The following is a 25,644-nucleotide window of genomic DNA, read 5'->3' as shown; positions in this document are numbered from 1 at the left end:
CGCCGCGGCGTCAGAACAGGTCGGCCGCGATGCCGTCGGCGAAGACCCAGGCGGCCCGCGGGACGCTGAGCCGCCCGCCGTCGAGCTTCAGGCGGCCGGCGCGCTCGAGCCGCTCCGCGGCCCGCCGTCGCGCGGGCGTCCACGCCGGCACCCCGAGCGCCGCCGCCGCCGCCTCGAGATCGAGCCCCTCGCGCAGCCGGAGCCCGAGCATGATCCGCTCGGACAGGCGCGTCCCCGGGTCGAGCCGCTCGTGGCTCTCCATCGGGACCGGCCCGCCGCCCTCGGCCATGGCGGCCATGTACCGATCCGGGCTCACGAGGTTCCGGTAGCGGATCGCGAACGCCTCGCCGCCGTCCTCCGCGCCGGCCGAGCCCAGGCCCCAGCGCGGATCCGGGCGCGATACGGTCCCGTAGGCGGCGCACCCGAGCCCGACGTAATCGACGCCTTTCCAGTAGCCGAGGTTGTGGCGCGCCTCGTGGCCGGGCTTCGCGTAATTCGAGACCTCGTAGTGGGCGAGCCCCTCGGCCTCGAGCGCCTCGTCGATCGCGAAGAACGTGTCCGCGACCCCGTCGTCTCCGGCGAGCGGCAGGCGCCCGCGCCGCGCCAGCTCTCCGAACGAGGTGCCCGGCTCGACCGTGAGGCTGTACGCCGAGATGTGGGTCACGCCGGTCGAGGCCACGGCGCGCGCCTCGGCGGCGGCGTGCTCCGGGCGCTGCTCCCGCGCTTCCTCGGCCGTCCCCACCGCGACGCCGTAGATGAGATCGCCGCTCACGCGCGGCATCCCGGACCGGAGCGCTGCCGCCAGTGCGCCGAGCCCGCCGTCGGGGTCGTGCAGGCGGCCGAGGAACCGGAGCCGCTCCACGTCGAGCCCCTGAACGCCGACGCTCAGACGGTTGACCCCGATCGCTCGGAACGCTCGGGCCCGCTGCTCGTCGAGGGAGGTCGGGTTGCACTCGACGGTCACCTCGAGGTCGGGCGAGAGCCGGCCGGCGGCCGCGGTGATGGCGGACAGCACCCTGCCCATCTCCTCCGGCTCCCACAGGGACGGCGTCCCGCCGCCGAAGAACACGCTCCGGAGCTCGCGCTCGCCCAGCGCATCCGCCCGCCTCCGGAGCTCGGCGAGCACGGCGTCGGCATAGCCGCGGTGGTCGATCGCGTCCCGCGCCTTCGCGAAAGAGACGAAGTCGCAGTAGGGACACTTCTTGAGGCACCAGGGGAAGTGGACGTAGGCGGTGATCGGCTCCATGGAATCCATGAACATAGGAGGCAGCGGATGCGACGGATGCGACGGGCGCGACCGACGCGACCGGCTCGGCCGAGACGACCGGCGCAATCGACGTAGCTGACGCAACTGACGTAACCGAGGCGACGGACGCGGCTGGGCGGCCGCTGCGGGAAATGAGCAATGCATCGGCGGCGCGCGGCCCGCGCCGGAGACGCGCATGGTGACACAATTGCGGGGCCTAGATCGCGGTGTTAGCGTGCCAGAGGGAGAGGGCGCATTGCGCCCGCCGAACTCTTCATGCTGACGTTGACGGAGCTTGTCGATCGCGTTCGGACCTACCAGCCGGCTGCAGACGTCGATCTCATCGCCCGGGCTTACGCCTACAGCTCTGACGCTCACAGGGGGCAGACCCGCAAGAGCGGCGACCCGTATTTCTCCCACCCGGCGAGCGTCGCCGCGATCATCACCGAGCTCAAGCTGGACACGGCGAGCGTCTGCGCCGGGCTCTTGCACGACGTCGTCGAGGACACCCTCGCGACGACCACCGACATCGAGGACACCTTCGGCCAGGAGGTGGCGTTCCTCGTCGACGGCGTGACGAAGCTCTCGAAGATCAACTTCGCCTCCAAGGAGGATCGGCAAGCCGAGAACTTCCGCAAGATGCTGGTGGCGATGGCGCGCGACATCCGCGTGCTCCTCGTGAAGCTGTGCGACCGCCTCGACAACATGCGGACGCTGGAGTTCATGAAGCCCGAGGCGCAGGACCGGATCGCCCGGGAGACGATGGAGATCTACGCCCCGCTCGCGAACCGCCTCGGCATCGCGCGCTTCAAGAGCGAGCTCGAGGACCTGTCGTTCCGGTACATCGAGCCGGAGGCGTGGTCGGACCTCTCGCAGAAGGTCAAGACGACCGCGAAGGAGCGCGACAGGTACATCCACGAGGTCTCGAAGGTGCTCGCGGGCAAGCTCGCGGAGCAGGGCTTCGCGGTCGACGTCACCGGCCGCGCGAAGCACCTCTACTCGATCTGGCGCAAGATGCAGGCGCAGCAGTGCGACTTCGACCAGGTCTACGACGTCATCGCGTTCCGCGTGCTCGTCGAGTCGGTCGCCGACTGCTACGCGACGCTCGGCGTCATCCACTCGCAGTGGACCCCGGTCCCGGGCCGCTTCAAGGATTACGTCGCGCTGCCCAAGCCGAACATGTACCAGTCGCTGCACACGACGGTCATCGGGCCCGGGCGCGAGCGGATCGAGATCCAGATCCGCACCCACGAGATGCACCGCGTGGCGGAGCAGGGCATCGCGGCGCACTGGAAGTACAAGGAGAACAACTCCGGCGGCATCGACCCGAAGGACGCCGCGCGGTTCGGCTGGCTCCGCCAGCTGATGGAGTTCCAGAAGGAGCTCAAGGATCCGGCCGAGTTCCTGGAGAGCGTCAAGGTCGACCTGTTCCAGGACGAGGTGTACGTCTTCACGCCGAAGGGGGACGTGCGCGTCTTCCCCCGCGGCTCGACGCCGATCGACTTCGCCTACGCGATCCACACGAAGGTCGGCGAGCACTGCTCGGGGGCGCGGGTCAACGGCGCCATCGTCCCGCTCCGCTCGAAGCTCCGGAACGGCGACGTCGTCGAGGTGATGACCAACCCGAGCCAGCACCCGTCGAAGGACTGGCTCGATTACGTGTCGACGAGCCGCGCGCGCTCCAAGATCCGCAACTACCTGCGCGCGGAGCAGCGCGAGAAGTCGCTCAAGCTCGGCCGCGAGCTCCTCGAGAAGGAGATGCACCAGCGGACCATGAGCCTGAGCCGCCTCACCAAGAACGAGGCCGAGCTGCGCAAGGTCATGGACAAGTTCGGCGTCTCCTCGGCCGACGAGCTGTTCATCGCGGTCGGCTACGGCAAGGTGAGCGTCCGCGCGGTGTGCGAGTTCCTCGCGCCCACCCCCAAGGAGAACGACAAGGGCACCCCGACGACGCCGCCCGAGTCGATCAAGGAAGGGCGCATCGAGTCGCTCGTCCGCAAGGTCACGGGGCGCGACAGCCCCGGCATCCTCCTGAACGGCATCGACGATGTCCTCGTCCGCTACACGAAGTGCTGCAACCCGCTCCCCGGCGACGAGATCGTCGGGTTCATCACGCGCGGCCGCGGCATCACGGTCCACCGCCGCAACTGCGCCAAGGCGTTCGACACGGACCCCGAGCGCCGCGTGGAGATCTCGTGGGACTCGCGCGCGAAGATCAACCGCCCGGTGCAGATCAAGGTGATGACGGCGAACCGGCCGGGCATCCTCGCGACGGTCGGCCACACGTTCCACGAGCAGGGCATCAACATCAGCGAGGCGACGTGCCGGGCGGGCGACGACGGCCGGGCGATGAACACGTTCACCTTCCTCTGCTCCGATCTCGCGCAGCTGAAGAGCGTCATCCGGCGCCTGCAGCGGATCCCGGGCGTGATGGCGGTCGAGCGGACCTGAGCCGGCGCGTCATCGGCCGCGGCGAGCGCGCGCCCCGCCGCTCGCCCTGGGCGGACCGCCTGCGGTGCCCGGGCCGGCGTCCGGGAGCGCGCGGGTGAGGGGGCGGCCGAGGTCGCCGCCCGGCTCGTGCCGCGCCGCGATCTCCTGCACCTTGCGCACGAGCCGGGTCACGTCGTTGTGGCGCACCGGCGCGCCGGCGGCGGCGCGGTCGCAGAAGAACGTGCGGCACCCGAGCGGCCTCGCGGCGTAGATCGCGCAGCGGCCGGCGTCGGTGAGCAGCGGGCACCGCCGCTCGGCGGCCTGCGGCAGCGCGCGCCGCCGGCCCGGCTCGCCGGCGGACGCCGTCGGCTCGGGCGCTCCCGCCCCGCCTGCTCGCACGACGCCCTGGAGCGCCCGGGGGCCGCCCAGGGCCGCGATCGCGCGCCGGACGGCGGCGAGCTCGACGGACGTCACGTACGGCTCGCGGCCCGTGATGCCGAACCGGCAGCACTCGGTGGAGGCCTGGCAGGTCCAGCCATGGAAGACCTCCTCCGCCTCGCGGTACACGGCCGACAGCTCGGCGAGCAGATCGGCTTCACGGGCGTGCGGCTCAGGGGTCGTGGTGCGGCGCATTCGTCAGGGCGGGCTCCCGTGCGTCCGCGCGCGCGGCGGCGGCCGGCGCGAGGCAGGATCGATCGGAGCGGCGGATCCCGAGGCGCGAGCCTAGTGCCGCGCGGCGCCGCCGCGAAGCGGCAATCCGCGAGCGCGCCGGGAGCGCTGACGCGCGGCACCAGCGCGGCCTTCCCGGAGGCGGGCCGCCCTGCGCCGGCGGGCGCCGCCGCTGCCGCGGCGGGGCGCGCGAGCTTCGCGCGCTGGGCGGCGAGCGCGCACGCGCTATCCTCGCGAACGATGTCATCTCTGCGCCCGAAGCTTCGAGCTCTGGAGGTCGTCGTCATCCAGGATGAGCGCCACGGCCGCGCGCTGATGCTGCGCGACACCGAGGGCATCGCGCCGTCCGCCGTCGTCGTGCCCGCCGGGAGCTCCGCGGTGCTCGCGCGCTTCGACGGGCGGCGATCGATCGACGAGATCGCGCGCGACGCCTCCCGGTCGACCGGCCAGCGCGTCGACGCCGCCTACGTTGCGCAGCTGGCCGACGAGCTGGAGGACGCGTGGATGCTGGACAGCCCGCGGTTCCACGCGCGCCGGCGGAGCGTCGTGCGGTCGTTCGACGCGGCGCCGATCCGGACGGCCGCTCACGCGGGCGGCGCGTACCACGGCGATCGGCTGAAGCTCGCCGAGTTCATCGAGCGCCAGTGCCTCGGCGTCGCGCGGCCGCAGGGCGCAGCGGCGCGCGGCGCGGCCCAGGGCGCGACGAAGCGCATGGTCGGGCTCTGCGCGCCGCACATGGACCTCTGGCGCGCCGCGGCGGGCTACGGGCACGCCTACGCCGCGCTCGAGCAGGCGCTGGCGGCGCCGGGGCTGGAGAAGGTCGACACCTTCGTTCTGCTCGGGACGTCGCACGCGCCGATGCGTCGACCCTACGCCGTCTGCGAGAAGACGTTCGCGACGCCGCTCGGCCCGCTCGAGCCGGATCGCGCGATGATCGCGGAGCTCGCGGCGGCGAGCCGCTTCGACGTGCACGAGGATCAGTACCTGCACAAGAACGAGCACTCGATCGAGTTCCAGGCCGTGTTCGTGCGGCACCTCCTCGGCGACCGCGCGGCGTCGATCGTGCCCATCCTCTGCGGTCTCTCGGAGAGCCAGGCGCGGCGCCGCGACCCCGCGCAGGACGACGGCGCCGAGTCGTTCCTGACCGCGCTCCGCGGCGCGCTGGCGAGGCGCCCCGGCCGCGTGCTCGTGATCGCCGGGGCGGACCTCGCCCACGTCGGTCCGCGCTTCGGCGACCCCGCGCCGCTCGACGAGCGCCAGCGGACGGCGCTGCGCGATCGCGATCTCGCGTCGATCGAGCGCGCGACGTCGGTCGATCCGCCGGGCTTCTTCGCCGATGTCGCCCAGGACCTCGGCACCCGCCGCGTCTGCGGCCTCGGCCCCATCTACACGCTGCTCCGCGCCCTCCCGCCGTCATCGCGCGGAGAGCTGCTGAACTACGAGCAGTGCGTCGACCCCGAGGAGGGATCGATCGTCAGCCACACGTCGCTCGGGTTCTACGGCTGAAGGTGCGCGTTCGCTCGGCGCGTCGCGCGCCGTCATGGGGCGAAGCGCGCTCGTCCGCCGCGCTGCGCGTCGCCGTGGGGCGAGGCGCGCTGCGCGTCGCCGTGGGGCGCGCCGGGAGCCCCGCGCTTTCGCGCCGCGAGGCTCCCTGGCGTACGGCGGTCGGCTCAGCCGCGCGGGACCCTGCGGCGCGCGATGTCGAGGCCGAGCCGGTCGGCCTCGCGGTAGATCGCCTGCCGCGACATGCCGAGGGCCCGCGCCGCCGACGCGACGGAGCCGTTGGCGCGGGCGAGCGCGTCCTCGAGGCGGGCGCGCGCGAGCGACGGATCCGTCGCCGGCGGGAGGTTCGGCTTCACGCGCGGGCCGCGCGCGAGCGAGCCCGCGATCGGCGTGACGGAGAGCGGGCCATCCGGCGAGGCCTGCGCCGCGGTCACGATGGCGTTCTCGAGCTGCGGCACGCCGCCCGGCCAGCCGGCGCGGACGAGCGCCTCCAGGAGCTGCGGGGTGAAGCGATCGAGGCCGATCGCGTTGCGCTCCGCGATGTCGCGCACGATGAGCGGCACGTCCTCGCGCCGCATCTCGAGCGTCGGGATCGTGATCCGCTTGCCGGAGAAGAGCGACGCGAACCACGGCGCCACGCGCCCGTCGCCGGCCGCCCGATCGAGGGGCTGCCCGGTCGTCGCGATGATGCTGACGCCGTTCGAGCGGCCGACCGAGTGCGCGATCTCCAGCTGCTGCGGCCGCGGCAGGCGATCGGCGTCGAGGACGAGCCAGGTCACCGGCCGCGCGCCCGGCGGGATGACCGGCTTGGTCTCGGCGCCGCCGTCGACGACGAGGGTCTCGCCCAGGCCCTCGCGCACCGCGGCGGCGAGGCGGGCGAGCGTGCGCTTGCCGACCCCGGGCGCGCCCTCGATGCAGACGCTGGAGCCCGACTGCACGAGCTTCATCACCGGATCGATCCAGTCCTTGCGCTGCTTCGAGCCGAACACGAGCGGCCCGAGGCGCGACGGCGCGCCGTCGTACAGCGCGAGGTGCCGCTCGACGAAGACGGCGAGCTGCTGGCCGAGCCGCACCACGTCGCCGTGCATCACGCCGATGCGGCGGGCGCGGACGCCGTTCACCCACGTGCCGTCGTGGGTGTCCATGTCTTCGATGTAACAACCGTCCGAGCGGACGCTGATCTTGGCGTGCTCCGGCGCGACCCCGTTCCCCTCGATGCGCCCGTCGCGCGCGGCGCTGCCGATCACGGCGCCGTCCATGAGGCTCACGATCCGAGGCGGACCATCGAGCCCGATCAGGACGAGCCCCCACCCGCCGTCGTCATCCTGTCGCTTGGCGTGGACTCCGGACCGGTACTCCTTCTGAAGGACCGGCGCCGCCGTCTCCGCAACGTCCACTCGCAAAGCAGTCTGTTCGTTCATGCTCCCCCCAAGTCCAAAGGACCTGCCTGGTCGACCCAGGCCAACCAAGAGCGCGCCGAGCGGCGGGCACCCTTATGATGTAAGAGCGCGCCACACGGTGCCGCCGCGAACGCGAAGGCTTTTGTGAGCGGCACCTTGCGCGGTGCTGCTTGGCGAGCCCCCTCGCTCGCAATGGCCACACAATACTCGACCAGAGCGGCCGTGCAACCTGCCGGCGACGGAAGTTTTAAGGTTTTGTTCTTCAGAGCTTGACTCTGGTCACGCCGATTGGTACTCATCCGCCACGCATCGACGGAGGCACCCTCCGGTGATGACCCGGCGCGAATCAGGAAATCTCTGACAAGCGCTTTCAGAAGTTCAGTCGGTTGCCCGAAAATGAATTTCTGAATTGGGTGGTTGACATCTGCGGGAGTAACTCAGTGGTAGAGTGCAACCTTGCCAAGGTTGACGTCGCGGGTTCAAATCCCGTCTCCCGCTCCACGACATAGGCTCTGCGACAGCGAGCAGACCAGCGAGGCCGGTGTGACCCACCGGCCTCTGTGTTTTGTTCCACGGCCCGGCGCGCGGGCGCCGGGGGGAAAGCGCGGGGCGCGACGGGGCTCGAAGCGCTGATCGTTACGCCGATCGATACGTCGATCGATGCGCCGGGCGGCGGGCCTGTGATACGAGGAGTCGCCTCATGTCCGCTCCGCTCCACGAGCGCCTGCGCCTCCTTGCCCACAGCCTCGAGCGGCAGTTCCTGGGCAAGGACGAGATCATCCGCCTGCTCATGATCGCGGTCGTCGCGGGGGAGCACTGCGTGCTCCTCGGCCCGCCCGGGACCGCGAAGAGCGCGCTCATCCGCACGCTCGCCGAGCTGATGCAGGCCCAGTACTTCGAGTACCTGCTCACGCGCTTCACCGAGCCGAACGAGATCTTCGGCCCCGTCGACATCGGCGCTTTCCGCGAGGGCGTCTACCGCCGGAACACGTCGGGGATGCTCCCCGAGGCCGAGATCGTCTTCCTCGACGAGGTCTTCAAGTCGAACAGCGCGATCCTGAACGCGCTGCTCACGCTGCTGAACGAGCGCAAGTTCTCGAGCGGCGGCCAGGTGATCCGCTGCCCGCTCATCAGCGTGTTCGCGGCCTCGAACGAGGTGCCGGGCGACGAGACGCTGACGGCGATCTTCGACCGCTTCCTCCTGCGCGTGCAGTCCGACAACCTCGACGCCTACCACTTCAGCGAGCTGCTCCAGCGCGGCATCCAGCAGGAGATCCGGCACATGGCCGGCGAGCCGCTCCGCCCGCTCGTCGCCGCGCGCGAGCTCGCCGAGCTCGGCCGGGGGTTCGGCGCGCGGATGAACTTCGGCGACGCGTTCCTGTCGGCCTACAAGGGGCTGGTGTTCCAGATCCGCGCCGAGGGGATATCGCTCTCGGACCGCCGCGTCGTGAAGATGCTCAAGCTGTTCGCCGCGAGCGCCTACCTCGACGGCCGTCAGACCACGGACGCGAGCGATTTCTTCGTGCTCAAGCACATCTGGAACAACCAGGATCAGGCGGCGATCCTCGAGGGCATCGTGCAGCCGGTGCTGGAGGCGTTCTTCCGCGAGCACCCGGATCGCCGCCGCGTCGGCGCGCTCGGCGTCGGGGTGGAGGCGCTCGCCGCGGAGATCGACCGCATCCGGCAGATCCTCACGGGGGGCGCCGCGCTCGGCGATGTGCAGCTGTTCAGTCAGCTGAAGGCGCTCGGCGAGATCAAGCAGGCGCTCGCCGGCATCAACGACGCCCGCGCCCGCGAGCTCGAGGCGCGCGTGTCTCAGCTGCTCGAGGCGTCGTTTCGGAGCGGGCGTTTCGCGCAGATCTAGCCGGGCCGGCGCCGGGCGCCGCCGGCGAGCCGACGGTGGCCCTCGAGCGAGGCCTCGGCGCGGCCGGGCCGGCGCCGGGCGCTTCCGGCGAGCCGACGGTGGCCCTCGAGCGGGCCCTGGGCGCGGCCGGGCCGAAGCCGGGCGCGCCCGCGGCGTCGGCGCCGGCCCTGGAGCGGGCCCTGGGCGCACCCGGGGCGAAGCCGGGCGCGCTCGCGGCGTCGGCGCCGGCATGCGCGCGAGCCCGGGGCGACGCGGGCCCACGGCTGCGCGCGGACGGGCCGGCGGCCTCCGCCGCGCCTCGAGGCGACGCCTTCGCGCCCGACCGGGCCAGGCCGGCGGCGCGGCGATGGTCGACCGGCCCCGACGACGCGCCCATCACCGCGCCACGGATGCGCTTGGGCACGCCGAACGCCTCGCGGATGTGGAGGAGCTCGTCCACCGTCAGGGCGCGCCACTCTCCCGGCCGCAGCCCTTCCGAGGTCACGCCCGCGAACGTCGTCCGGGCCAGGCGCATCACGGGCCAGCCGGTCGCCTCGCCCATGCGCCGGATCTGCTGGTTGCGGCCCTCGCGGAGGGTCACCTCGAGCCACGTCTTGTCGCCCTCGTGGCGGAGCAGCCGCGCCTCGGCCGGCAGCGTGACGCCGTCCTCCAGGCGGATCCCCTCGCGCCACGGCGTGAGGTCGTCCTCGCTCATGACGCCCTGGACCTTGAGCACGTACGTCTTCGGCACACCGCCGCGCGGATGGAGCAGCCCGTTGGCGAAGTCGCCGTCGTTCGTCATCAGCAGGATCCCGCTGGTCGCGAAGTCGAGCCGACCCACGGGGTAGAGGCGCGCGCCCGTGCCGCGCACGTAGTCGGCGACCGTCGGGCGCCCCTCGGGATCGCGCAAGGTCGAGACGACGTTCCGCGGCTTGTGCAGGGCCACGTAGACCGGCGCCTCGGAGACCAGGCGCTTGCCGTCCACCTCGATCCGGTCCTTCTGCCGGTCCGCCTTGAGGCCGAGCTCGGTGACGACGCGGCCGTTCACGCGCACCCGCCCGGCGAGGATGAGCTCCTCGGCCGACCTGCGCGAGGCCACGCCGGCCCGCGCGATGATCTTCTGCAGACGTTCTTCCATGGTGTGCTCGGGACCTGCGCCGACGCTGCGATGCCGGCGGGCGGCTCTGATAAGCACGCCCCTCGCGCCGCGTCGACCAACGTTGGTTCCGCGCGCTCCTCACGCCCGAGCCCGGCATCGACGCCGGCGCGCTCGGGTCCGCGGCGGCGAGCGCCCGCGGCCCAGCAGCGACGGGGCGCGCGCGCCGCAGGCGAGGCCAGGCGGGCGGGTCGGCCTCCAGGCCGGCCGGAGGAGGCGCGCGCTATTTCTTGTCCTTGGCGGGCTCCGCACTCCCGCCGGCGCCCGCGGCCTCGTTCGCCTTGTCCGCGGCGGATTGATCCTCCGCGGCCTTCTTCGCGGCCGCCGCGGCGGCCTCCTCTTCCTTCTTGCGCTCGTCTTCCTCGACGCGGCGCTTCACCTCGTTGTCGTGGTCCCAGCGATCGACCCGCTCGTCGGCGTCGATGTCCACGCCCATCCGCTCGAGCCGGCCCATGCGGTAGATCTCCCACACGTCCGGCTTGCCGTCGCGGTTGGTGTCCCGCTTGATGCGCGCGAGCTTGCCGCCGCTGTAGTACTTCCACTCGTCGGGGTTGCCGTCGCGATCGGAGTCGATCCTCACCTCGGCCAGCCGCCCGCTGGCGAACGTGAGCCAGGTGTCGATCCGGCCGTCGTAGTTCGCGTCGGACTCCTCGTGGAGGCTCTCGCCCTTGTCGTTGTACTTGCGGACGACGTCCTTCACCCCGTCGAAGTTGGTGTCGATCTCGCGGCAGACGAGCGCCCGGTGGCGATCCTCGCCGGTGCCCACGATCTGGTAGACGCGCCGCACGTTGGGCTGGATCGCGCCAGGCCCCGCGGTCTCGCTCGCCTCGCGATCCTGCCGGCCCTTCCAGTCGCACATCGAGCGATCGTCGATGCTGCCGTCGGCCCTGCGCGCCGCCTCGACCTTCGGCGCCTTCGTGCCCTCGAACCCCGGATCCGAGCCGCACGCCGCGCCGAGCAGGCCGAGCGCGACGTGCGCGATGAGCGCTTGTCTCCTCATGTCACGGTCCCTTCTTGTCGGCCGGCTGGCTCGCGGCGTTGGCGGGGGAGGGGGCGGAGCCCGCGGGCGCGGCGCTCGCCGCCGGGGCCGCGCCGGCCGGGGCCGCCGCGCCCGCCGGCGCACCGGCCGCCGCCGGCTGCCCCGGCGCGGCGCTGGCGTCACCCGCGGGGGGCGCCGCGCTGGCCGGCGGAGGAGCGGCCGCCTTCGGCGCGCCGTACGACTCGGCGCAGAGATCCACCACGCTGTTCGGATCGGGCTTGCCGTCGGCGTTCTGATCGCTCGCCACGACCGCGCACTTCGGGTCGTTCGGGTTGTTGAACTGCCACCACTGGTCGACGATTCCATCGCCATCGGAGTCGCGCTCGCGGCGCGCGAGGCGCGGCCCCTCGTAGTAGTCCCAGGTGTCGAGCTTGTCGTCGAAGTTGGTCTCGCGCTCCTTCAGCACCACGGCGCCGCGCTCGTAGTGCGCGATCTCGTCGGCGCGCCCGTCGCGGTCGAAGTCCGATTCGCGCCGGCGCTCGAGCCCCTGGCCGTCGTAGTAGATGAAGGCGTCGATCGAGCCGTCCAGGTTCAGGTCGACGACCCGGCAGACCTCCCGGCCATCCTTGTTCACGTGGATGATGTCGGGCGTCCGGTCGCCGTTCACATCGACCTTCTGCGCAGCGGCGGAGTCCTTCTCGCAGGGCTCGTGGACGATCGCCGTGTCCCGCTCGCCGGTCGCGCTCTTCGCGCTCTTCGGTTCCGGCGTCGAGGACGCGCAGGAGGCGACGGCAGCGGTCATCAGGGCCACGAGCAAGCACCTGGGCGACGGCCAGGTGAGCGGGAATCGCGTCATCGAGAGATTCCTCCGGCGGGCCCGGGACCTTCGGGACGAGCTCGACGCGCCGGGCGAGCCGTCCCGACGCGGACCAGCTTCGGCGGCAGTCTAGACCGCCGTCCGTGCGCACATCAAGAAGCCCACAGGAGGCGACCCGCCGGCCAGCGCGCTCGATCCCGGGTCCTCGCCGAGCGTCAGCGCCATTCCGATTGACAACATACGTACCGGCATCTAGGGTAACGTCTTGTCAGTCGTACCCATCGAGACTGGCGGGTTTACCCTCCCGGGCGTGACATGTCGCGGAAGAAAGTCTCGACGACCATCTACATCACGCCCGAGCAGGCCGAGCGGCTGAAGATCCTGCACGAACGCACCAAGGTCCCGATCGCCGTCTACATCCGCGAAGGGATCGACATGGTCCTCAAGCACTACGAGCACGTGCTGCCAGGGCAGATGTCCCTGGAGAGCACGCCGGTCCCCCCGCCCGCGATCCCGAAGAAATGACCCGGACCGCGGGCTGGCGCGCCCTCCCGGCCAGAAAGCCCGCCTCCTCGGCCCTGGAAGCGGCCGGAGGCGACCGGGCAGGGTGGGCGCCCGGACGCGGCGCGCTGTCCGGGTGGATAGCTTCGGGGCGCGGGTCGCGCTAGGAGCAGGCACGCCGCGGTCCACCATTTCCCGCGGCGCTCGCAGCGCGACGTGCTGCGGTTCGTTTCTCGGAGGGTCACGGACCTCGGGTCCGCTCCTTCGCATCCCGGTCGAGGCCGCGCGCCGCGGCCGCTAACGCTGGTCAGGTCGCCGCGCCCTGAAGCTCGCCATGCCCGTTGACGCCAAGCTCATCCGCAACTTCTCCATCATCGCCCACATCGACCACGGCAAGTCCACGCTCGCCGACCGCATCCTCGACGCGACCGGGGCGCTCACCGCCCGCGAGCAGAAGGAGCAGTTCCTCGACAAGATGGACCTCGAGCGCGAGCGGGGCATCACGATCAAAGCCCAGACCGTGCGGCTCGATTACACCGCGAAGGACGGGCAGACCTACCGGCTGCACCTCATCGATACGCCCGGGCACGTCGACTTCAACTACGAGGTCTCGCGCAGCCTCCAGGCGTGCGAGGGCGCGCTGCTCGTCGTCGACGCCAGCCAGGGCGTCGAGGCGCAGACCCTCGCGAACGTCTTCCTCGCGCTCGACAACAACCTCTCGATCATCCCGGTCCTCAACAAGATCGACCTCCCGTCGGCCGACGTCGAGCGGACGACCCGCGAGATCGAGGACGTGATCGGCCTCGACTGCTCCGGCGCCATCCCCGCCAGCGCCAAGACGGGGATCGGCATCGCCGAGATCCTCGAGGCCGTGGTCGCGCGCGTCCCCGCGCCCAAGGGCGATCCGAGCGCGGCGCCCCGCGCCCTCATCTTCGACAGCTGGTACGACAGCTACCGCGGCGCGGTGGTCATGGTGCGCGTCGTCGACGGCGTCCTCCGCAAGGGGCAGAAGGTCCGCTTCATGGCGACCGGCCGCGACTACGAGGTCACCGAGATGGGCGTGTTCACGCCCCACGCGACCGCCATCACCGAGCTCGGGCCCGGGGAGGTCGGCTTCCTCGTCGGCAACATCAAGAGCGTGGTCGACACGAAGATCGGCGACACGGTGACCGACGCCGTCCACCCCGCGACGACGCCGCTGCCCGGCTTCAAGGAGGTCAAGCCGATGGTCTTCGCCGGGATCTTCCCGACGGACTCGGCCCAGTACGAGGACCTCCGCGACGCCCTGTCGAAGCTCCACATGAACGACGCGGCGTTCGTCTTCGAGCCCGACACGTCCGAGGCGCTCGGGTTCGGCTTCCGGTGCGGCTTCCTCGGCCTGCTCCACATGGAGATCATCCAGGAGCGGCTCGAGCGCGAGTACAACCTCGACCTCATCACGACCGCGCCGAGCGTCGTCTATCACTGCTTCCTGAACGACGGCTCGATGAAGTCGATCGAGAACCCGGCGAAGCTCCCGCCGCCGAACCTCATCGATCGCATCGAGGAGCCGATCTTCCGGATGACCGTCCACGTGCCGTCGGCGTACGTCGGCGCGGTCCTCGCCCTGTGCCAGGAGCGGCGCGGGGAGCAGAAGTCGATCCAGTACGCCTCGTCCGACCGCGTGATCATCACGTACGACATGCCCCTCAGCGAGGTGCTCTTCGACTTCCACGACAAGCTGAAGAGCGTGTCGCGCGGCTACGCGTCGATGGACTACGAGCTCGTCGGGTACCGCGCCGACGACCTCATCAAGCTGGACATGCTGGTGAACGGCGACCCGCTCGACGCCCTGAGCGTCATCGTGCACCGGGAGAAGGCCTACGCCCGCGGCCGGGACCTCGCCGTGAAGCTCAAGGACATCGTGCCGCGCCAGCAGTACGAGGTCGCCATCCAGGCGGCGATCGGGTCGAAGGTCATCGCGCGGACGACCGTGAAGGCGATGCGCAAGGACGTCACCGCCAAGTGCTACGGCGGCGACATCAGCCGCAAGCGCAAGCTCCTCGAGAAGCAGAAAGAGGGCAAGAAGCGGATGAAGATGGTCGGGAGCGTCGAGATCCCGCAAGAGGCGTTCCTCGCCATCCTGAAGATCGACTGAGGCGCGGGGCGCCGCCCCCGCCCACGTGCCGCACCGGCGCGGCACGCGGGCGTGGCGGCGCGCGGCCGCCGCCCGTATAAGCCGCCCATGCAGCCCGCCCCCGCCCGCCCGCGCGCTCGCCTTGCGGCGCTCCCCGTCCTCGCCCTCGGCCTCGCCGTCCTCGCGTGCGACGACCCGCGCGCCCCGGCGCCGGGGGCGTCCGCCTCGGCTCCCGCTGCTCCCGCGCCCGAGCCCGCGGCGAGCGCCGCGCCGGCGCCGAGCGCCGCGCCGGCCCCCGCGCCGGCGCAGGCCCCGAAGCGGGACATGCCGCCGCGGCCGGTCCCGATCGGCTCGAGCGGGCCGATCCAGCCGAGCGCGCCGGCCGAGCAGCAGATGATGGCGATCCAGTACACGCTCGCCATGGTGTCGCCGCAGCCGACCGATCCGCTCGTGGACAAGGCCTACCTCGAGGGCATCCTGCCGAAGCTCGCCGCCGCGGCGCGCACCGCGGACAAGGGCAAGACGCCGCCCGACCCGGTGAAGGCGACCAAGGGGAACCGGAAGATCGAGGTCGACATGGGCAAGGGGTGCAACGAGCGCACCCCGTCGAACCTGCTCGCGCAGCGGGCAGGCTCGTCTCTCAAGGCGGCGTACGACGCCGGGATCCTCGTTGTCTCCTGCCACGATTCGCTGTGGGAGTGCCACCAGTCGACGCGGGATCCGGACGACGTCCTGTGCCACGCAGCGCCGCGGCGCTGAGCGTGGTATGGGCTGCGTCTGCCATGCAGGAGACGCTTGCCTACTCGGTCCCCGGCGCCAACGCGCTCCCTCGACCGGATCCGCTCGCCGAGATGCTCGCCGAGCTGAACCAGAACCGCCCGCCGCTCGCCCGGCTGCGCCACGACGCCACCATCGCCTTCGGCCCCGCCATGCGCGTCGAGCGCTTCTTCCTCGGCAACGGGCTCAAGGTGCTCGTGCTCGCCGACGCCTCGGCGCCCGTGGTCTGCCTGCAGACCTGGTTCGGCGTCGGCTCGCGCCACGAGCGCGTGGGCAAGACCGGCATCGCCCACCTGTTCGAGCACCTCATGTTCGGCGAGACGGAGAGCGTCGCCCACGGCGCGTTCGACCGGATGCTCGAGGAGGCCGGCGCCGAGACGAACGCGGCGACGTTCCTCGACTGGACCTACTACCACACGAACCTGCCGAAGGACGCGCTCGAGCTCACCCTCCGCCTCGAGGCGGAGCGCATGGCGCGGCTCGTCCTCCGCGACCCGCAGGTGTCGAGCGAGAAGGAGGTCGTCGCCAACGAGCGGCGGCAGCGGGTCGACGACGACGTCGACGGCGCGGTGAGCGAGCTCCTCTACAAGGAGGCGTTCACCAAGCACGCCTACGGGTGGCCCACCATCGGCTGGATGGCGGACATCAAGGGCTTCACGACCGACGATTGCGTCGAGTTCTACCGGACGTACTACGCCCCCAACAACGCGGCGCTGGTCATCGTGGGCGACGTCGCGCTCGATCAGGCGCTCCGGGCGGTGCAGGACCACTACGGGGCGCAGGAGCCGTCGAAGATCCCGGTGGAGGACGTGTGCCCCGAGCCGCCGCAGGTGGCCGAGCGCCGCGCCGAGGTGGCGAAGCCGACCGCGACGCACAAGGTCGCGATCGGCTACCGCTCGCCGGCGCTCGGCGACTTCGACCACGCGCCCCTCGTGCTGCTGAACGAGATCCTCTTCGCCGGGCGGTCGTCGCGCGTGCACCGCGCGCTCGTGCAGGAGCAGGAGATCGCGAGCGAGATCCGCGGCTGGGTCGGCTCGTTCCGCGACCCCGCGCTCTACGACATCTACGTCTCGGCCCGCGGCGCCCACACCGGCGACGCGCTGCTCGCGGCCCTCGACCCGCTCCTCGAGGAGGTGCGCCGCACCCCGGTCACCGAGGCGGAGCTCGACCGGGCGAAGGCGCGCATCGAGCTCTCGGTCCTGCAGGGGCTCGAGACCGTCGCGGGCAAGGCCGAGCAGATCGGCTTCTACGAGACGGTGCTCGGCGATCCCGCGGCCCTGTTCGAGCGGCTCGCGGCCTACCGGCGGGCGACCGTGGGGGATCTCCTGCGCGTGGCGCGGCGCTACCTCGTGACCTCGGCGCGGACCGTGATCCACGTGATCCCGGACGGGTCGGGCGACGAGGGCGACGCGGGCGACGCGGACGCGGAGAGCGAGGAGGCATCGTGACCCAGAGCGTGAAGGGCGCCGTCGCGTGGGGCCCCGAGGGGCAGGGCAGGGGAGCGCCGGGCGCGCGCGTCGCGCCGCGCGACGGCGCGGTGCTCGTGGAGACGAGCCACGCGCTCCCCATCGTCAGCATCGTGGTCGCGTTCCGCTCCGGCTCGGCGCACGATCCGGTCGGGCGCGAGGGGCTCGCCCGGATCACCGCGCGCATGCTCCGCCGCGGGGCGGAGGGCTACAGCGCGAACGAGATCGAGGAGACGATCGACGCGCTCGGCGGGGAGTTCGGCGCGGACGTGGCGACGAGCGCGACCACGGTGCACTTCGAGGTGATCAAGCGCTCGCTCGACAAGTTCATCGAGCTCGGGGCCACGCTCCTCGCGCGCCCGACGTTCTCGCCGCCCGAGCTCGCGCGGCTCCTGCGCGAGGCAGAGGCCGAGCTCATCGAGGCACGCGACAGCGATCGCGCGCTCTGCAGCCGCGCCTTCCGGCGGACCCTGTTCGCGGGGCACCCCTACGGCCGGCGCATCGCGGGCACCATCCCGACGCTGCGGGAGATCACGCGCGACGAGGTCGCGGCGTTCTACGCGCGGCACTACACGCGGCGCAACGCGCTCGTGGCCATCTCGGGCGACATCGAGCCCGGCGAGGCGCACCGGGTCGCCGAGCGCCTCCTGTCCGGCCTGCCCGAGGGCGAGGCGATCCCCGATCCGGTGACGGAGCCCCCGGCCAGGCCGGGGCGGTGCCTCGTGTTCGTCGACAAACCCGAGCGGACGCAGACGCAGATGGTCGTCGGCGGGCTCGGCACCGACGCGCACGACCCGGATCACATGGCGCTCCTGGTCGCGAACACCGCCTTCGGGGGCACCTTCTCGTCGCGGCTGATGCAGGAGGTGCGGGCGAAGCGCGGCTGGTCCTACGGGGCGTCGTCGCGGGCGGGCTTCGACCGGCACCGCGACGCCTTCACCATGTGGACCGCGCCCGCGGCGCAGGACGCCGCCGCGTGCCTCTCCCTGGAGCTCGGCCTGCTCGAGGCGCTCCGGCGCGACGGGATCACCGAGGACGAGCTCACGTTCGTGAAGCGCTACCTCGTCCGCTCCCACGCGTTCGAGATCGACACCGCGAGGAAGCGCGTGCACCAGAAGCTCGAGGAGATCCTGTACGACCTGCCGGAGGGGTACCACGAGACCTACCTGAAGCGGGTCGAGGCGGTCACCCTCGAGGAGGCGAACGCCGCCGTGCGGCGCCGGATCTCCGAGGACGATCTCGTGATCGGCGTCGTCGGGACCCACGAGGAGATCGGCGAGGCGGTCGCCGCGGCCGTCCCGAGGCTGACCGAGGTGAAGGTCGAGCCGTTCGACCTCGAGTAATCGAGCCGTTCGACATCGAGTAGCGGCGCGCCGGCGATCTCCGGCGGGATCGCCAGCGCCTCGGATCGGGGGGGCGGCCGCTCGAGGCGCACCCCCGCGCGCCGGGCGCGCGCCCGTCGCGGACGCTCGGCCCGCGGCGGCGCCGCCCAAGCGACGCCGCGCGAGCGGCCCAGCCGAAGGCGGAACGAACGCGAGCGCGACCGCAACCTCCCGGTGACCTCCGGCATCGAAGGCGCTGCTCCTTCGCGAGACAGGGCAGAGCTCGCCGCGCCCGAGGATTTCCCGGCCCCCAGGCCGCGCTCGTTCCGCGCGCGACGTGCGACGTGCGCCCCGGCGCTCCCTGGCGCCGGCTCGCGAGGGCGAACGACGGGAGCTCGCGATGAAGGCACGAACGATCAACGCGCTGGTCCTCGCGGCGGCGACCGCGCTCTCCGGGCCCGCCGCCGCGGCGGTCCCGATCACGATGACCCATCAGGGGCGCCTGTTCGATGCGGCAGGACGACCCATCGACGACACGCTCGAGGTGGTGTTCGCGTTCTACGACGCGGTCGACGCCGCCGTGCCCATCTGGAGCGAGATCCACACCATCACGTTCGACCACGGGTATTTCTCGGTCGACCTCGGCGAGCTCACGCCCGTGGACAGGCCGGTGCTCGAGGGCACGGCGCGCTACCTGGGGATCCGGGTGGGGGACGATCCCGAGATGACCCCGCGCGCCAGGATCGCGAGCGTCCCGTACGCGCTCCTGGCCAGCAACGTCGCCGGCCCCATCACGCCGAGCTCCATCTCGGTCGGCGGCCGCCTCGTCATCGACAGCGGCGGCACGTGGGTCGGCGACCCGGTCGGCCTGCAGGGCCCGCCCGGCCCCGCCGGTCCGATCGGGCCCGCGGGGCCGCCGGGCGGGCCGGGCGAGCCGGGGCCGCCGGGAATGCCGGGCGAGCCGGGGCCCCCGGGGATGCCGGGGCCGGCAGGGCCGCCGGGGCCCCCTGGCGTGGTCTCGAGCACCTCCGTTTCCGGCGTGGGCGCCGATCCGCGGGCCACGCTGCAGTTCCTCGCCGCGCCTGCCACCGTGAGCGTGACCGACCTGGGGCAGCGCGTCTTCGTCGTGTCCAACAAGGCGCTCGGCGCCGCGGCGTCGCCCGCGGACCGGCTCTTTCTCTGGATCTGCTCCCAGCAGCTCGAGCCGGTCGGCGACATCCACCCGACCGGGACCGGCGTGTACGCGCTCCGGGTCCCCGCGAACACGAGCGTCAGCATGGGGCTGAGCGCGGTGCTCTCGCTGCCCCCCGGCCAGTACAACGTGGGCCTCTGCGGGAGCTCCGAGAGCCCGTTCTGGACCAACAACGACTATTCCTACACCTCCGCCGTCGTCGCCATGGAGTAAGGTCGGGCGGGGCGGCCAGCCCCGCGCCGCGCGGCCTGCGCGGCGTCTGGACGGCGATCTCCACCATGCAGAAGGAGCTGATGACCCCCGCGGCGATCCTGCTCGGCAGCGTCGTCATCGCGACGGGTCTCTACCTGGGGCTCCAGCGCCCGGAGCCCTCCTCCGGGCCGCCGCCTGCGGGCGCGGAGGCCGCGGCCGTCTCCGTGAAGGTCCCGCCGACGCCGACGGACGCACAGCCTCCGTCGCAACCTCACCCGGCGCCGGCCGCGGCCCCGCCCGCGCCGTCGCGCGAGCTCTTCAAGCGCGTCGAGGCGGACGCCGTGAAGGCGCTCGAAGCGCGGCGGCCGCAATTCCTGAAGCAGTGCTGGGAGCCCTCGGCCCGGAAGAACCCAGCGCCGCCGCGCGCCAAGTACCTCTTCAGCATGACCTTCGACGAGTCCGGGAAAGAGATCGCCCGCGGCATCAGCGAGGTGCGAGGGATGGAGCGCCCCGACGCCGCGCAGTGCCTCCGGATGATCCCGCTCGGGATCGGCGTGCCGCCGCCCGGGACGCGCGTCGCCGTCGAGATCGAGGTGGTCCTGCCGTGAGCGCGCCGCCCCCGCGGAGCGCTGGCCGCCGCCGCGCCGCTCGGGCGCCGTTTGGTCCGCGGGGGGCCCTGGGCTAAGGTCACGCCGTGCCCTGGCTCGCCGAGCTCGCCCTGCACCTGAGCCGCGCGCTGCACCTCGCGGTCCTCGCGATCGCGCCCACGTGGCTCTCGCCCGAGCCGCTGCCGCCGGCCGCGCTCGCGCTCTCCGGCGCGCTCTCGGCGGCCGCGCTCGCGGCGGCGCTCGGCCTGTCGGCGTGGTTCGCCGCGCGGCTGGACACGCGGCTCGCCAGGAACGGCGCGGCGCTCCTCTGGCTCGCGATCGCGGCGGCGCTCGCGGTCCCGCTCTACTACCGCGGGCCGCGCGCGCCGCTCGCGCAGGGGGCCGTGCTCGTCGCCGTGCCGCTGTGGGCGGCGCTCGCGACGCTCGCCGCGGCCGCGGCGGAGCAGTGGCTCGGCTCGACCTTCAAGCACCGGCGGATGGGCGCCGCCATCGTCGTGATCGGCCTCGGCGCCGTCCAGCTGGTCGGGGCGGCGCCCCTGCTCGGGTCGCCCGAGCGGATGTGGTGGGCGGCGCTGCGCCGCGACGGCGCGCACCTGCGCGCGGTCGACGAGCTCGCGAGGCCGCTCCTCGAGCGGCGCAAGCTCGACGAGCTCGACGCGGTCGCGGCGCGCTGCCTGAAGATGCACCCCGTTGCCGCCGCGCCCGCCGCGCCCGCCGCGCCGGCCACGTGCGCCTGCCTCTCGCTCCGCGCCGAGGCGAGGCTGCACTCCAAGAACGCCGTCGCCGCGCTCCGCGACGCGGAGGCGGCGCGCGAGCGATGCCCGGAGCAGAAGGGCGCGCGCGCCGTCCTGGCCGAGGCGCTCGCCGTCGCCGGCCGCCCCGAGCGCGCGCGAGCCGAGGCGCAGGCCGCGCTGGAGGACGGCGGCGATCCGTCGCGGCTCCGCTACGCGCTCGCCCTCGCGCTCCAGCGCGAGGGGCGCCTCTCGGAGGCCAGGGCCGAGGCGGAGCGCGCGATCGAGGCCGGCGCCGGCCGGAAGGCGCGGCTCCTCGCGGGCGCGCTCGCGATCCTCGCCGGGGATCTCGACGGGGCCAGGGCGCGCCTCGCGCCGCTCGCCGAGCAGGATCCCTCCGACGCCGAGGCGCTCTACAACCTCGCGCTCGTCGCCGACAAACGCGGCGACTACAACGGCGCGCGCCAGGGCTACCTCGCCGCCCTGAAGGCCGATCCGAAGAACGCCGACGCGCGCTACAACCTCGCGCTCCTCACGTTCCGCGCGGGCATCCTCGAGGAGTCGCGCCACCACGTGCGCAAGTTCATCGATGCGTTCCCGGACGATCCGCGGGGCCAAAAGCTCGCGCAGACGACGGGCACGCCGCTCGGCGCCGCGGGCGGGGGCAGCGCGCCCTCGGCTCCGTCCGGCGCGCGGCGGCCTCCGCAGGAGCCCGCGCCGAGCTCGGGCTCGCGCTAGGCTCGCGCCAGGCTCTCGCTAGGACAGCGCGCCCGAGGGCCCGCGCGCTTCGTGACGCGCGGCACAAGCCGCGCCCGCGGTGACGTCGTTCCGGTGCGGTTTTTCATGGCGCAAACGTGACCCTGGACGGCCGTTTGTGATATCCGAGAAGGTCTGGGAGGCTCCGTGACACCCGCCGCGGGGAACACCGTTGCCGATCGCTTTCGCCTGGTGCGTCCGCTCCGGCAAGGCGGGATGGGCTCGGTGTGGCTCGCTCAGCACATCGGCCTCGACATCCCGTGCGCGATCAAATTCATGCACGCGCAGGGGGTCTCGAAGGAGGTGCGGCTCCGCTTCGAGCGGGAGGCGAAGGTCGCAGCGCAGATCCGGAGCCCCCACGTGGTGCAGATCCTGGATCACGGTGTGTGGCAAGGGACGCCGTACATCGCGATGGAGTACCTCGAGGGCGAGGACCTCGACGCCCGCATCCAGCGGGTGGGGCGGCTCGACCCGTACGACACGATGGCGATCACGGCGCAGGTGGCGCGCGCGCTCACCCGGGCGCACGCGGCCGGCCTGGTCCACCGCGACCTCAAGCCGGCCAACATCTTCCTCGTGCGGGACGACGATCGCGAGATCGCCAAGGTGCTCGACTTCGGCATCGCGAAGGACAGCACGCCCCGGGTCACCTCCACGACGAAGACCGGCTCGCTGCTCGGGACCCCCGCGTACATGAGCCCGGAGCAGGCGCAGGGGACCAAGAGCATCGATCACCGCTCGGACCTCTGGTCGCTCGCCGTCGTTGTGTTCGAGTGCCTGACCGGCAAGCTCCCGTTCAACAGCGAGGCGTTCGGCGATCTGCTCCTCAAGATCATGGTGAAGCCGCTGCCCGTGCCGTCGCAGCTCGCCCCGGTGCCGCCCGGCTTCGACGCCTGGTGGGCCCGCGCGGCGTCGCGCGAGCCGGAGGCCCGCTTCCAGAGCGCGAAGGAGTTCTGCGACGCGCTCGCGGTCGCCCTCGACGTCGCGAGCGACGGCTTCGAGTCGAGGACGAGCATCGTCGGCCCGCTCCGCCCGTCCGGCGAGCGCATCTCGGTGGAGCTCGGGTTCGCCCCGCGCTCGAAGGAGGGCGCCACGCTGGTCGACCCGGGGCCCGACAGCGCCGCGCCGTCGCTCGCCGACGCGGCCACGCTGGTCGCGTCGTCGGAGGCCGAGGCCGAGCGGATCTCGGCGAGCGCCGGCAGGACGGTGGCCTCGCCGGGGGAGGCGGAGGCGGCGGGGCGCCACATGCGGTCGCACACCGCCAGCGCGCTCGTCTCGGTGGTGTCCCCCCCGGTGCGGCGGCCCATCGTCGGGCGGGTGCTCGCCGCCGCGGGGGCCTGCGCGGTCGTCCTCGCCGCCGTCGCGTTCTTCGCCCTGCGCGGCGCGGGCCCCACCGCCCCGGCCCAGCCGCTCGCGCAGCCGGCGCCGCCGTCGTCGACGCCGGCGGCGTCCGGCGCGCCGCCGGGGCCCGACGCGGTGGCGTCGGCCGCCGCGCCGGAGAAAGAGCCCGAGCCGCCCGCCTCGGCGGCCGGCTCTGCCGCGCCGGCGCCCCCGACGGCGTCGGCGCCGCGCGGCCCGCGCGCGCCCGCGGCGCAGCCCGCTCCGGCGAGGCCGCGCGCCCCGGCGCCGGCGGGCAGCGCGCGCCGCAAGCCGAAGCCGACGGACTTCGGCATCTGAAGTTCACCGCAGCATCTCGCACAGACCTCGCTCGTATGGCTCGTCGACTAGGGATCGCTTCCTTGCTGCTCGCGCTGACCTTCGCGCCCGCCGCGCTGGCGCAGGTCTCGGACGCCGATCGCGCGACGGCGCGCTCGCTCGCCGTGGAGGGCCAGGAGGCCCTCGACCGGAAGGACTTCTCCGCCGCGCTCGATCGGTTCCGCCGCGCCGACGCCATCATCCACGCCCCGACGCTGCTGCTCGGCGTCGCGCGCGCCCAGGTGGGCCTGGGCGCGTGGATCGCGGCCCAGGAGTCGTACAGCCGCATCGTCCGGGAGGGGGCGCCGGAGAAATCGCCCGAGCAGTTCTTCGAGGCGATCGCGGCGGCCCAGCGCGAGCTCGACGCGCTCGCGCCCCGGATCCCGCAGGTGCTCATCTCGGTGCGCGGGCCGGAGACCGCCGCCGTCACGATCGACGGCGAGCCCGTGCCGCGCGCCGCGCTCGGGGTCAAGCGGCCGGTCGATCCCGGCGACCACACCGTCCGCGCGGAGGCGGCGGGGTTCGCGCCGGTCGAGGCGAAGGTGACCCTGGCGGAGGGCGCGAGCGAGACCGTCGCGCTCGAGCTCAAGCCGCTCGCGCCGCCGCCTCCGCCCGCGCCGCCCCGGCCGGTCGCGCCGGCGCCCGACGCGGGCCCTGGCGCTGCTTCGGGGGGCAGCACCCGCACCGTCCTGGGGATCGCCGCGCTGGGGCTCGGCGGCGTCGGCCTCGCGGCCGGCGCGGTGGGCGGCGTGCTCGCGATCGGCAAGCACCGCGACCTCTCGGAGCGCTGCCCTGCCGACCGGTGCGAGCCGTCGCTCCAGGGCGACGTCGACAGCTACCATGCGATGGGCACCCTCTCGACGATCGGGTTCGCGATCGGCGCCGCGGGCGTCGGCGTCGGGACGTTTCTTCTCCTCACGGCGCCGAGATCGCCGCAGCGCGCCGGGATATCGATCACGCCCGTGATCGGGCTCGGCTCCGCGGGAGCGAAGGGGAGTTTCTGATGCGCCACGCGTTCCAGGTCGGCTTGATGCTCAGCGTTGCCGTGGCGACCGCTCCCGCATGCACGAGCTTGCTCGGGGACTTCGCGGTGGGGGAAGGGGACGGCGCGAGCTCGTCGAGCGGGTCCTCCGGCGGGTCATCGGGGTGCGCGGACGGCCTGGCGGACTGCGACGGCGACGGCAAATGCGAGAGGAGCGTGGACGCCGACCCCCTGAACTGCGGCGCCTGCGGCGCGATGTGCCTGGACCCCGGGACGTGCCGCAACGGCAGCTGCACCGGTGCCACGGAGATCGCGCGCGGGTACCCGACCCCGGACGACGCGAACGGGAAGCACCTCTTCATCTACGAGGACGAGGTCTACTGGACGGCCGGCGAGGGCGCGAACGGCAGCGTGCAGAAGGTGCCGGCCCGCGGCGGGCCGGTCACGCTCCTCGCCGCCGGGCAGAACGCGCCGTACGGGATCGCCGTCAACCGGCACGGCGTCTTCTGGGCCAACCTCAACGCCAAGAACATCATGTCGGTGGATCGCGAGGGAGAAGAGGACCCGAAGGAGATCTTCGACTCGAGCTTCGCGACCCTCGGCGTCGCGGCGGACGACCTGGAGGTGTTCTGGTCGCAGCGCTCGGGGGGCATCGGCGTGGCAGGGGAGGGGAGCCTCATCGGCAAGATCGAGATGCCCGACGGCTGGCCGGACGACCGGTTCCACGAGGCCAGAGACGCGTCGCCGCACCTCATCGCGCTCGACGAGGAGTTCGTGTACTGGGTCGATCGGAACGCGCGCGGCACGGTGAACCGGACGCGGCGAGGCACCGGCCAAACGGACAGGCTGGCGGGCAACCAGCCGTTCCCGTACGCCATCGCCGTCGATGACGCGTTCGTCTACTGGACCAACAGCCCGCGCAGCGGCAACGCCGGCGAGGCGGAAGCCGCCGTGATGCGGGCGCGGAAGGACCGCTCGGGGGAGCCGCAGGCGCTCTGGAGGCCCGCCGACGACGACGTGGCGCACCCGTCCCCCGACTGCATCGCCGTGGACGATGCGCCGGACGGCTTCGTCTACTGGACCGATCAGGGGACCCCCCGCGTCCTGCGCAAGCGCAAGGACGGCTCGGGGCGGCAACAGGTGCTGCACGAGGGCGGCAGCCCGCGCGGGATCGCGCTCCACGGCGGGTTCGTGTTCTGGGTGGAGGAGCAGGGCTCCGGCGGGGTGCGCAAGCGGCCCCTCTGAGGGGAGGCGCGCCCGCCG

The 25,644-nt window shown here is 72.9% G+C and carries 20 protein-coding genes and 1 tRNA gene; 15 read left to right on the top strand and 6 right to left on the bottom strand.

The genetic code is table 11. From position 1 onward, the window contains the following. Window positions 1–10: 10 nt before the first annotated feature. Window positions 11–1,246 carry a radical SAM family heme chaperone HemW gene (gene hemW / locus WME83_RS23140; protein ID WP_437321451.1) on the bottom strand — a complete coding sequence of 412 codons (1,236 nt, stop codon included), beginning with the start codon at window positions 1,244–1,246 and terminating at the stop codon, window positions 11–13. Window positions 1,247–1,522: 276 nt separating this feature from the next. Between hemW and WME83_RS23135 the strand changes: the two genes are divergently transcribed. Next, on the top strand, window positions 1,523–3,697 hold the full coding sequence (locus WME83_RS23135) for a RelA/SpoT family protein (RefSeq protein WP_437321450.1): 2,175 nt from the start codon (window positions 1,523–1,525) through the stop codon (window positions 3,695–3,697). 9 nt (window positions 3,698–3,706) lie between these two features. Here the strand turns inward: WME83_RS23135 and WME83_RS23130 are convergent, their stop codons facing one another. Further along, a complete protein-coding gene (locus tag WME83_RS23130) occupies window positions 3,707–4,309 on the bottom strand; it encodes a YkgJ family cysteine cluster protein (protein ID WP_437321449.1) in 603 nt (200 codons plus the stop codon). Between the two features lie 276 nt (window positions 4,310–4,585). Between WME83_RS23130 and amrB the strand changes: the two genes are divergently transcribed. Then, a complete protein-coding gene (amrB, locus tag WME83_RS23125; RefSeq protein ID WP_437321448.1) occupies window positions 4,586–5,851 on the top strand; it encodes an AmmeMemoRadiSam system protein B in 1,266 nt (421 codons plus the stop codon). A gap of 164 nt (window positions 5,852–6,015) precedes the next feature. Here the strand turns inward: amrB and WME83_RS23120 are convergent, their stop codons facing one another. Then, entirely contained in the window at window positions 6,016–7,245 is a 1,230-nt protein-coding gene (locus WME83_RS23120; RefSeq protein WP_437322028.1) for an FHA domain-containing protein, read from the bottom strand. A 429-nt stretch (window positions 7,246–7,674) separates the two neighbouring features. Between WME83_RS23120 and WME83_RS23115 the strand changes: the two genes are divergently transcribed. Together WME83_RS23115 and WME83_RS23110 are read left to right on the top strand one after the other, a co-directional pair. Then, window positions 7,675–7,749: transfer RNA gene (locus WME83_RS23115), tRNA-Gly, on the top strand. Window positions 7,750–7,948: 199 nt separating this feature from the next. Further along, window positions 7,949–9,112 carry an AAA family ATPase gene (locus tag WME83_RS23110; protein ID WP_020736536.1) on the top strand — a complete coding sequence of 388 codons (1,164 nt, stop codon included), beginning with the start codon at window positions 7,949–7,951 and terminating at the stop codon, window positions 9,110–9,112. Here WME83_RS23110 and WME83_RS23105 read toward each other — a convergent pair. From WME83_RS23105 to WME83_RS23095, 3 genes are all read right to left on the bottom strand, one after another. After that, the gene (locus tag WME83_RS23105; RefSeq protein WP_437321447.1) at window positions 9,024–10,229 is read right to left on the bottom strand and encodes a pseudouridine synthase; all 1,206 of its coding nucleotides are present in this window, start codon (window positions 10,227–10,229) and stop codon (window positions 9,024–9,026) included. The two genes, WME83_RS23110 and WME83_RS23105, sit on opposite strands and share 89 nt — an antisense overlap. A 241-nt stretch (window positions 10,230–10,470) precedes the next feature. Further along, window positions 10,471–11,247, bottom strand: a complete 777-nt coding sequence (locus WME83_RS23100; protein ID WP_437321446.1) for a hypothetical protein — start codon at window positions 11,245–11,247, stop codon at window positions 10,471–10,473. 1 nt (window position 11,248) lies between these two features. Continuing rightward, complete coding sequence (locus tag WME83_RS23095; protein ID WP_437321445.1) at window positions 11,249–12,082, bottom strand: hypothetical protein; 834 nt, start codon at window positions 12,080–12,082, stop codon at window positions 11,249–11,251. Between the two features lie 276 nt (window positions 12,083–12,358). On the opposite strand from WME83_RS23095, the gene WME83_RS23090 reads away from it, so the two are divergent. The 11 genes from WME83_RS23090 to WME83_RS23040 all read left to right on the top strand — a co-directional run bounded on the left by WME83_RS23090 (window position 12,359) and on the right by WME83_RS23040 (window position 25,626). Continuing rightward, on the top strand, window positions 12,359–12,568 hold the full coding sequence (locus WME83_RS23090; RefSeq protein ID WP_437321444.1) for a ribbon-helix-helix domain-containing protein: 210 nt from the start codon (window positions 12,359–12,361) through the stop codon (window positions 12,566–12,568). A 310-nt stretch (window positions 12,569–12,878) separates the two neighbouring features. Continuing rightward, a complete protein-coding gene (lepA, locus tag WME83_RS23085; protein WP_437321443.1) occupies window positions 12,879–14,681 on the top strand; it encodes a translation elongation factor 4 in 1,803 nt (600 codons plus the stop codon). Between the two features lie 87 nt (window positions 14,682–14,768). Then, complete coding sequence (locus WME83_RS23080; RefSeq protein ID WP_437321442.1) at window positions 14,769–15,419, top strand: hypothetical protein; 651 nt, start codon at window positions 14,769–14,771, stop codon at window positions 15,417–15,419. 23 nt (window positions 15,420–15,442) lie between these two features. Next, window positions 15,443–16,885, top strand: a complete 1,443-nt coding sequence (locus tag WME83_RS23075) for a M16 family metallopeptidase (RefSeq protein WP_437321441.1) — start codon at window positions 15,443–15,445, stop codon at window positions 16,883–16,885. Continuing rightward, window positions 16,882–18,246: a M16 family metallopeptidase gene (locus WME83_RS23070; RefSeq protein ID WP_437321440.1), complete on the top strand. Its 1,365-nt coding sequence runs from the start codon at window positions 16,882–16,884 to the stop codon at window positions 18,244–18,246. Before WME83_RS23075 ends, WME83_RS23070 begins: the two co-directional genes overlap by 4 nt. A gap of 379 nt (window positions 18,247–18,625) precedes the next feature. After that, window positions 18,626–19,630 carry a collagen-like protein gene (locus WME83_RS23065; RefSeq protein ID WP_437321439.1) on the top strand — a complete coding sequence of 335 codons (1,005 nt, stop codon included), beginning with the start codon at window positions 18,626–18,628 and terminating at the stop codon, window positions 19,628–19,630. 65 nt (window positions 19,631–19,695) lie between these two features. Further along, on the top strand, window positions 19,696–20,217 hold the full coding sequence (locus WME83_RS23060) for a hypothetical protein (RefSeq protein WP_437321438.1): 522 nt from the start codon (window positions 19,696–19,698) through the stop codon (window positions 20,215–20,217). Between the two features lie 86 nt (window positions 20,218–20,303). Continuing rightward, the gene (locus WME83_RS23055) at window positions 20,304–21,686 is read left to right on the top strand and encodes a tetratricopeptide repeat protein (RefSeq protein ID WP_437321437.1); all 1,383 of its coding nucleotides are present in this window, start codon (window positions 20,304–20,306) and stop codon (window positions 21,684–21,686) included. Window positions 21,687–21,851: 165 nt separating this feature from the next. Beyond that, a complete protein-coding gene (locus WME83_RS23050) occupies window positions 21,852–23,381 on the top strand; it encodes a protein kinase domain-containing protein (protein WP_437321436.1) in 1,530 nt (509 codons plus the stop codon). Window positions 23,382–23,443: 62 nt separating this feature from the next. Then, on the top strand, window positions 23,444–24,403 hold the full coding sequence (locus WME83_RS23045) for a PEGA domain-containing protein (protein WP_437321435.1): 960 nt from the start codon (window positions 23,444–23,446) through the stop codon (window positions 24,401–24,403). Continuing rightward, a complete protein-coding gene (locus tag WME83_RS23040) occupies window positions 24,403–25,626 on the top strand; it encodes a lipoprotein receptor (RefSeq protein ID WP_437321434.1) in 1,224 nt (407 codons plus the stop codon). Before WME83_RS23045 ends, WME83_RS23040 begins: the two co-directional genes overlap by 1 nt. Window positions 25,627–25,644 lie beyond the last annotated feature (18 nt).

Source organism: Sorangium sp. So ce385 (genome assembly GCF_051474135.1).
Lineage (GTDB): Bacteria > Myxococcota_A > Polyangia > Polyangiales > Polyangiaceae > Sorangium > Sorangium cellulosum_D.
Note: the sequence above shows the minus strand (reverse complement) of the source record. Positions and strands in the feature narration are given on the sequence as shown.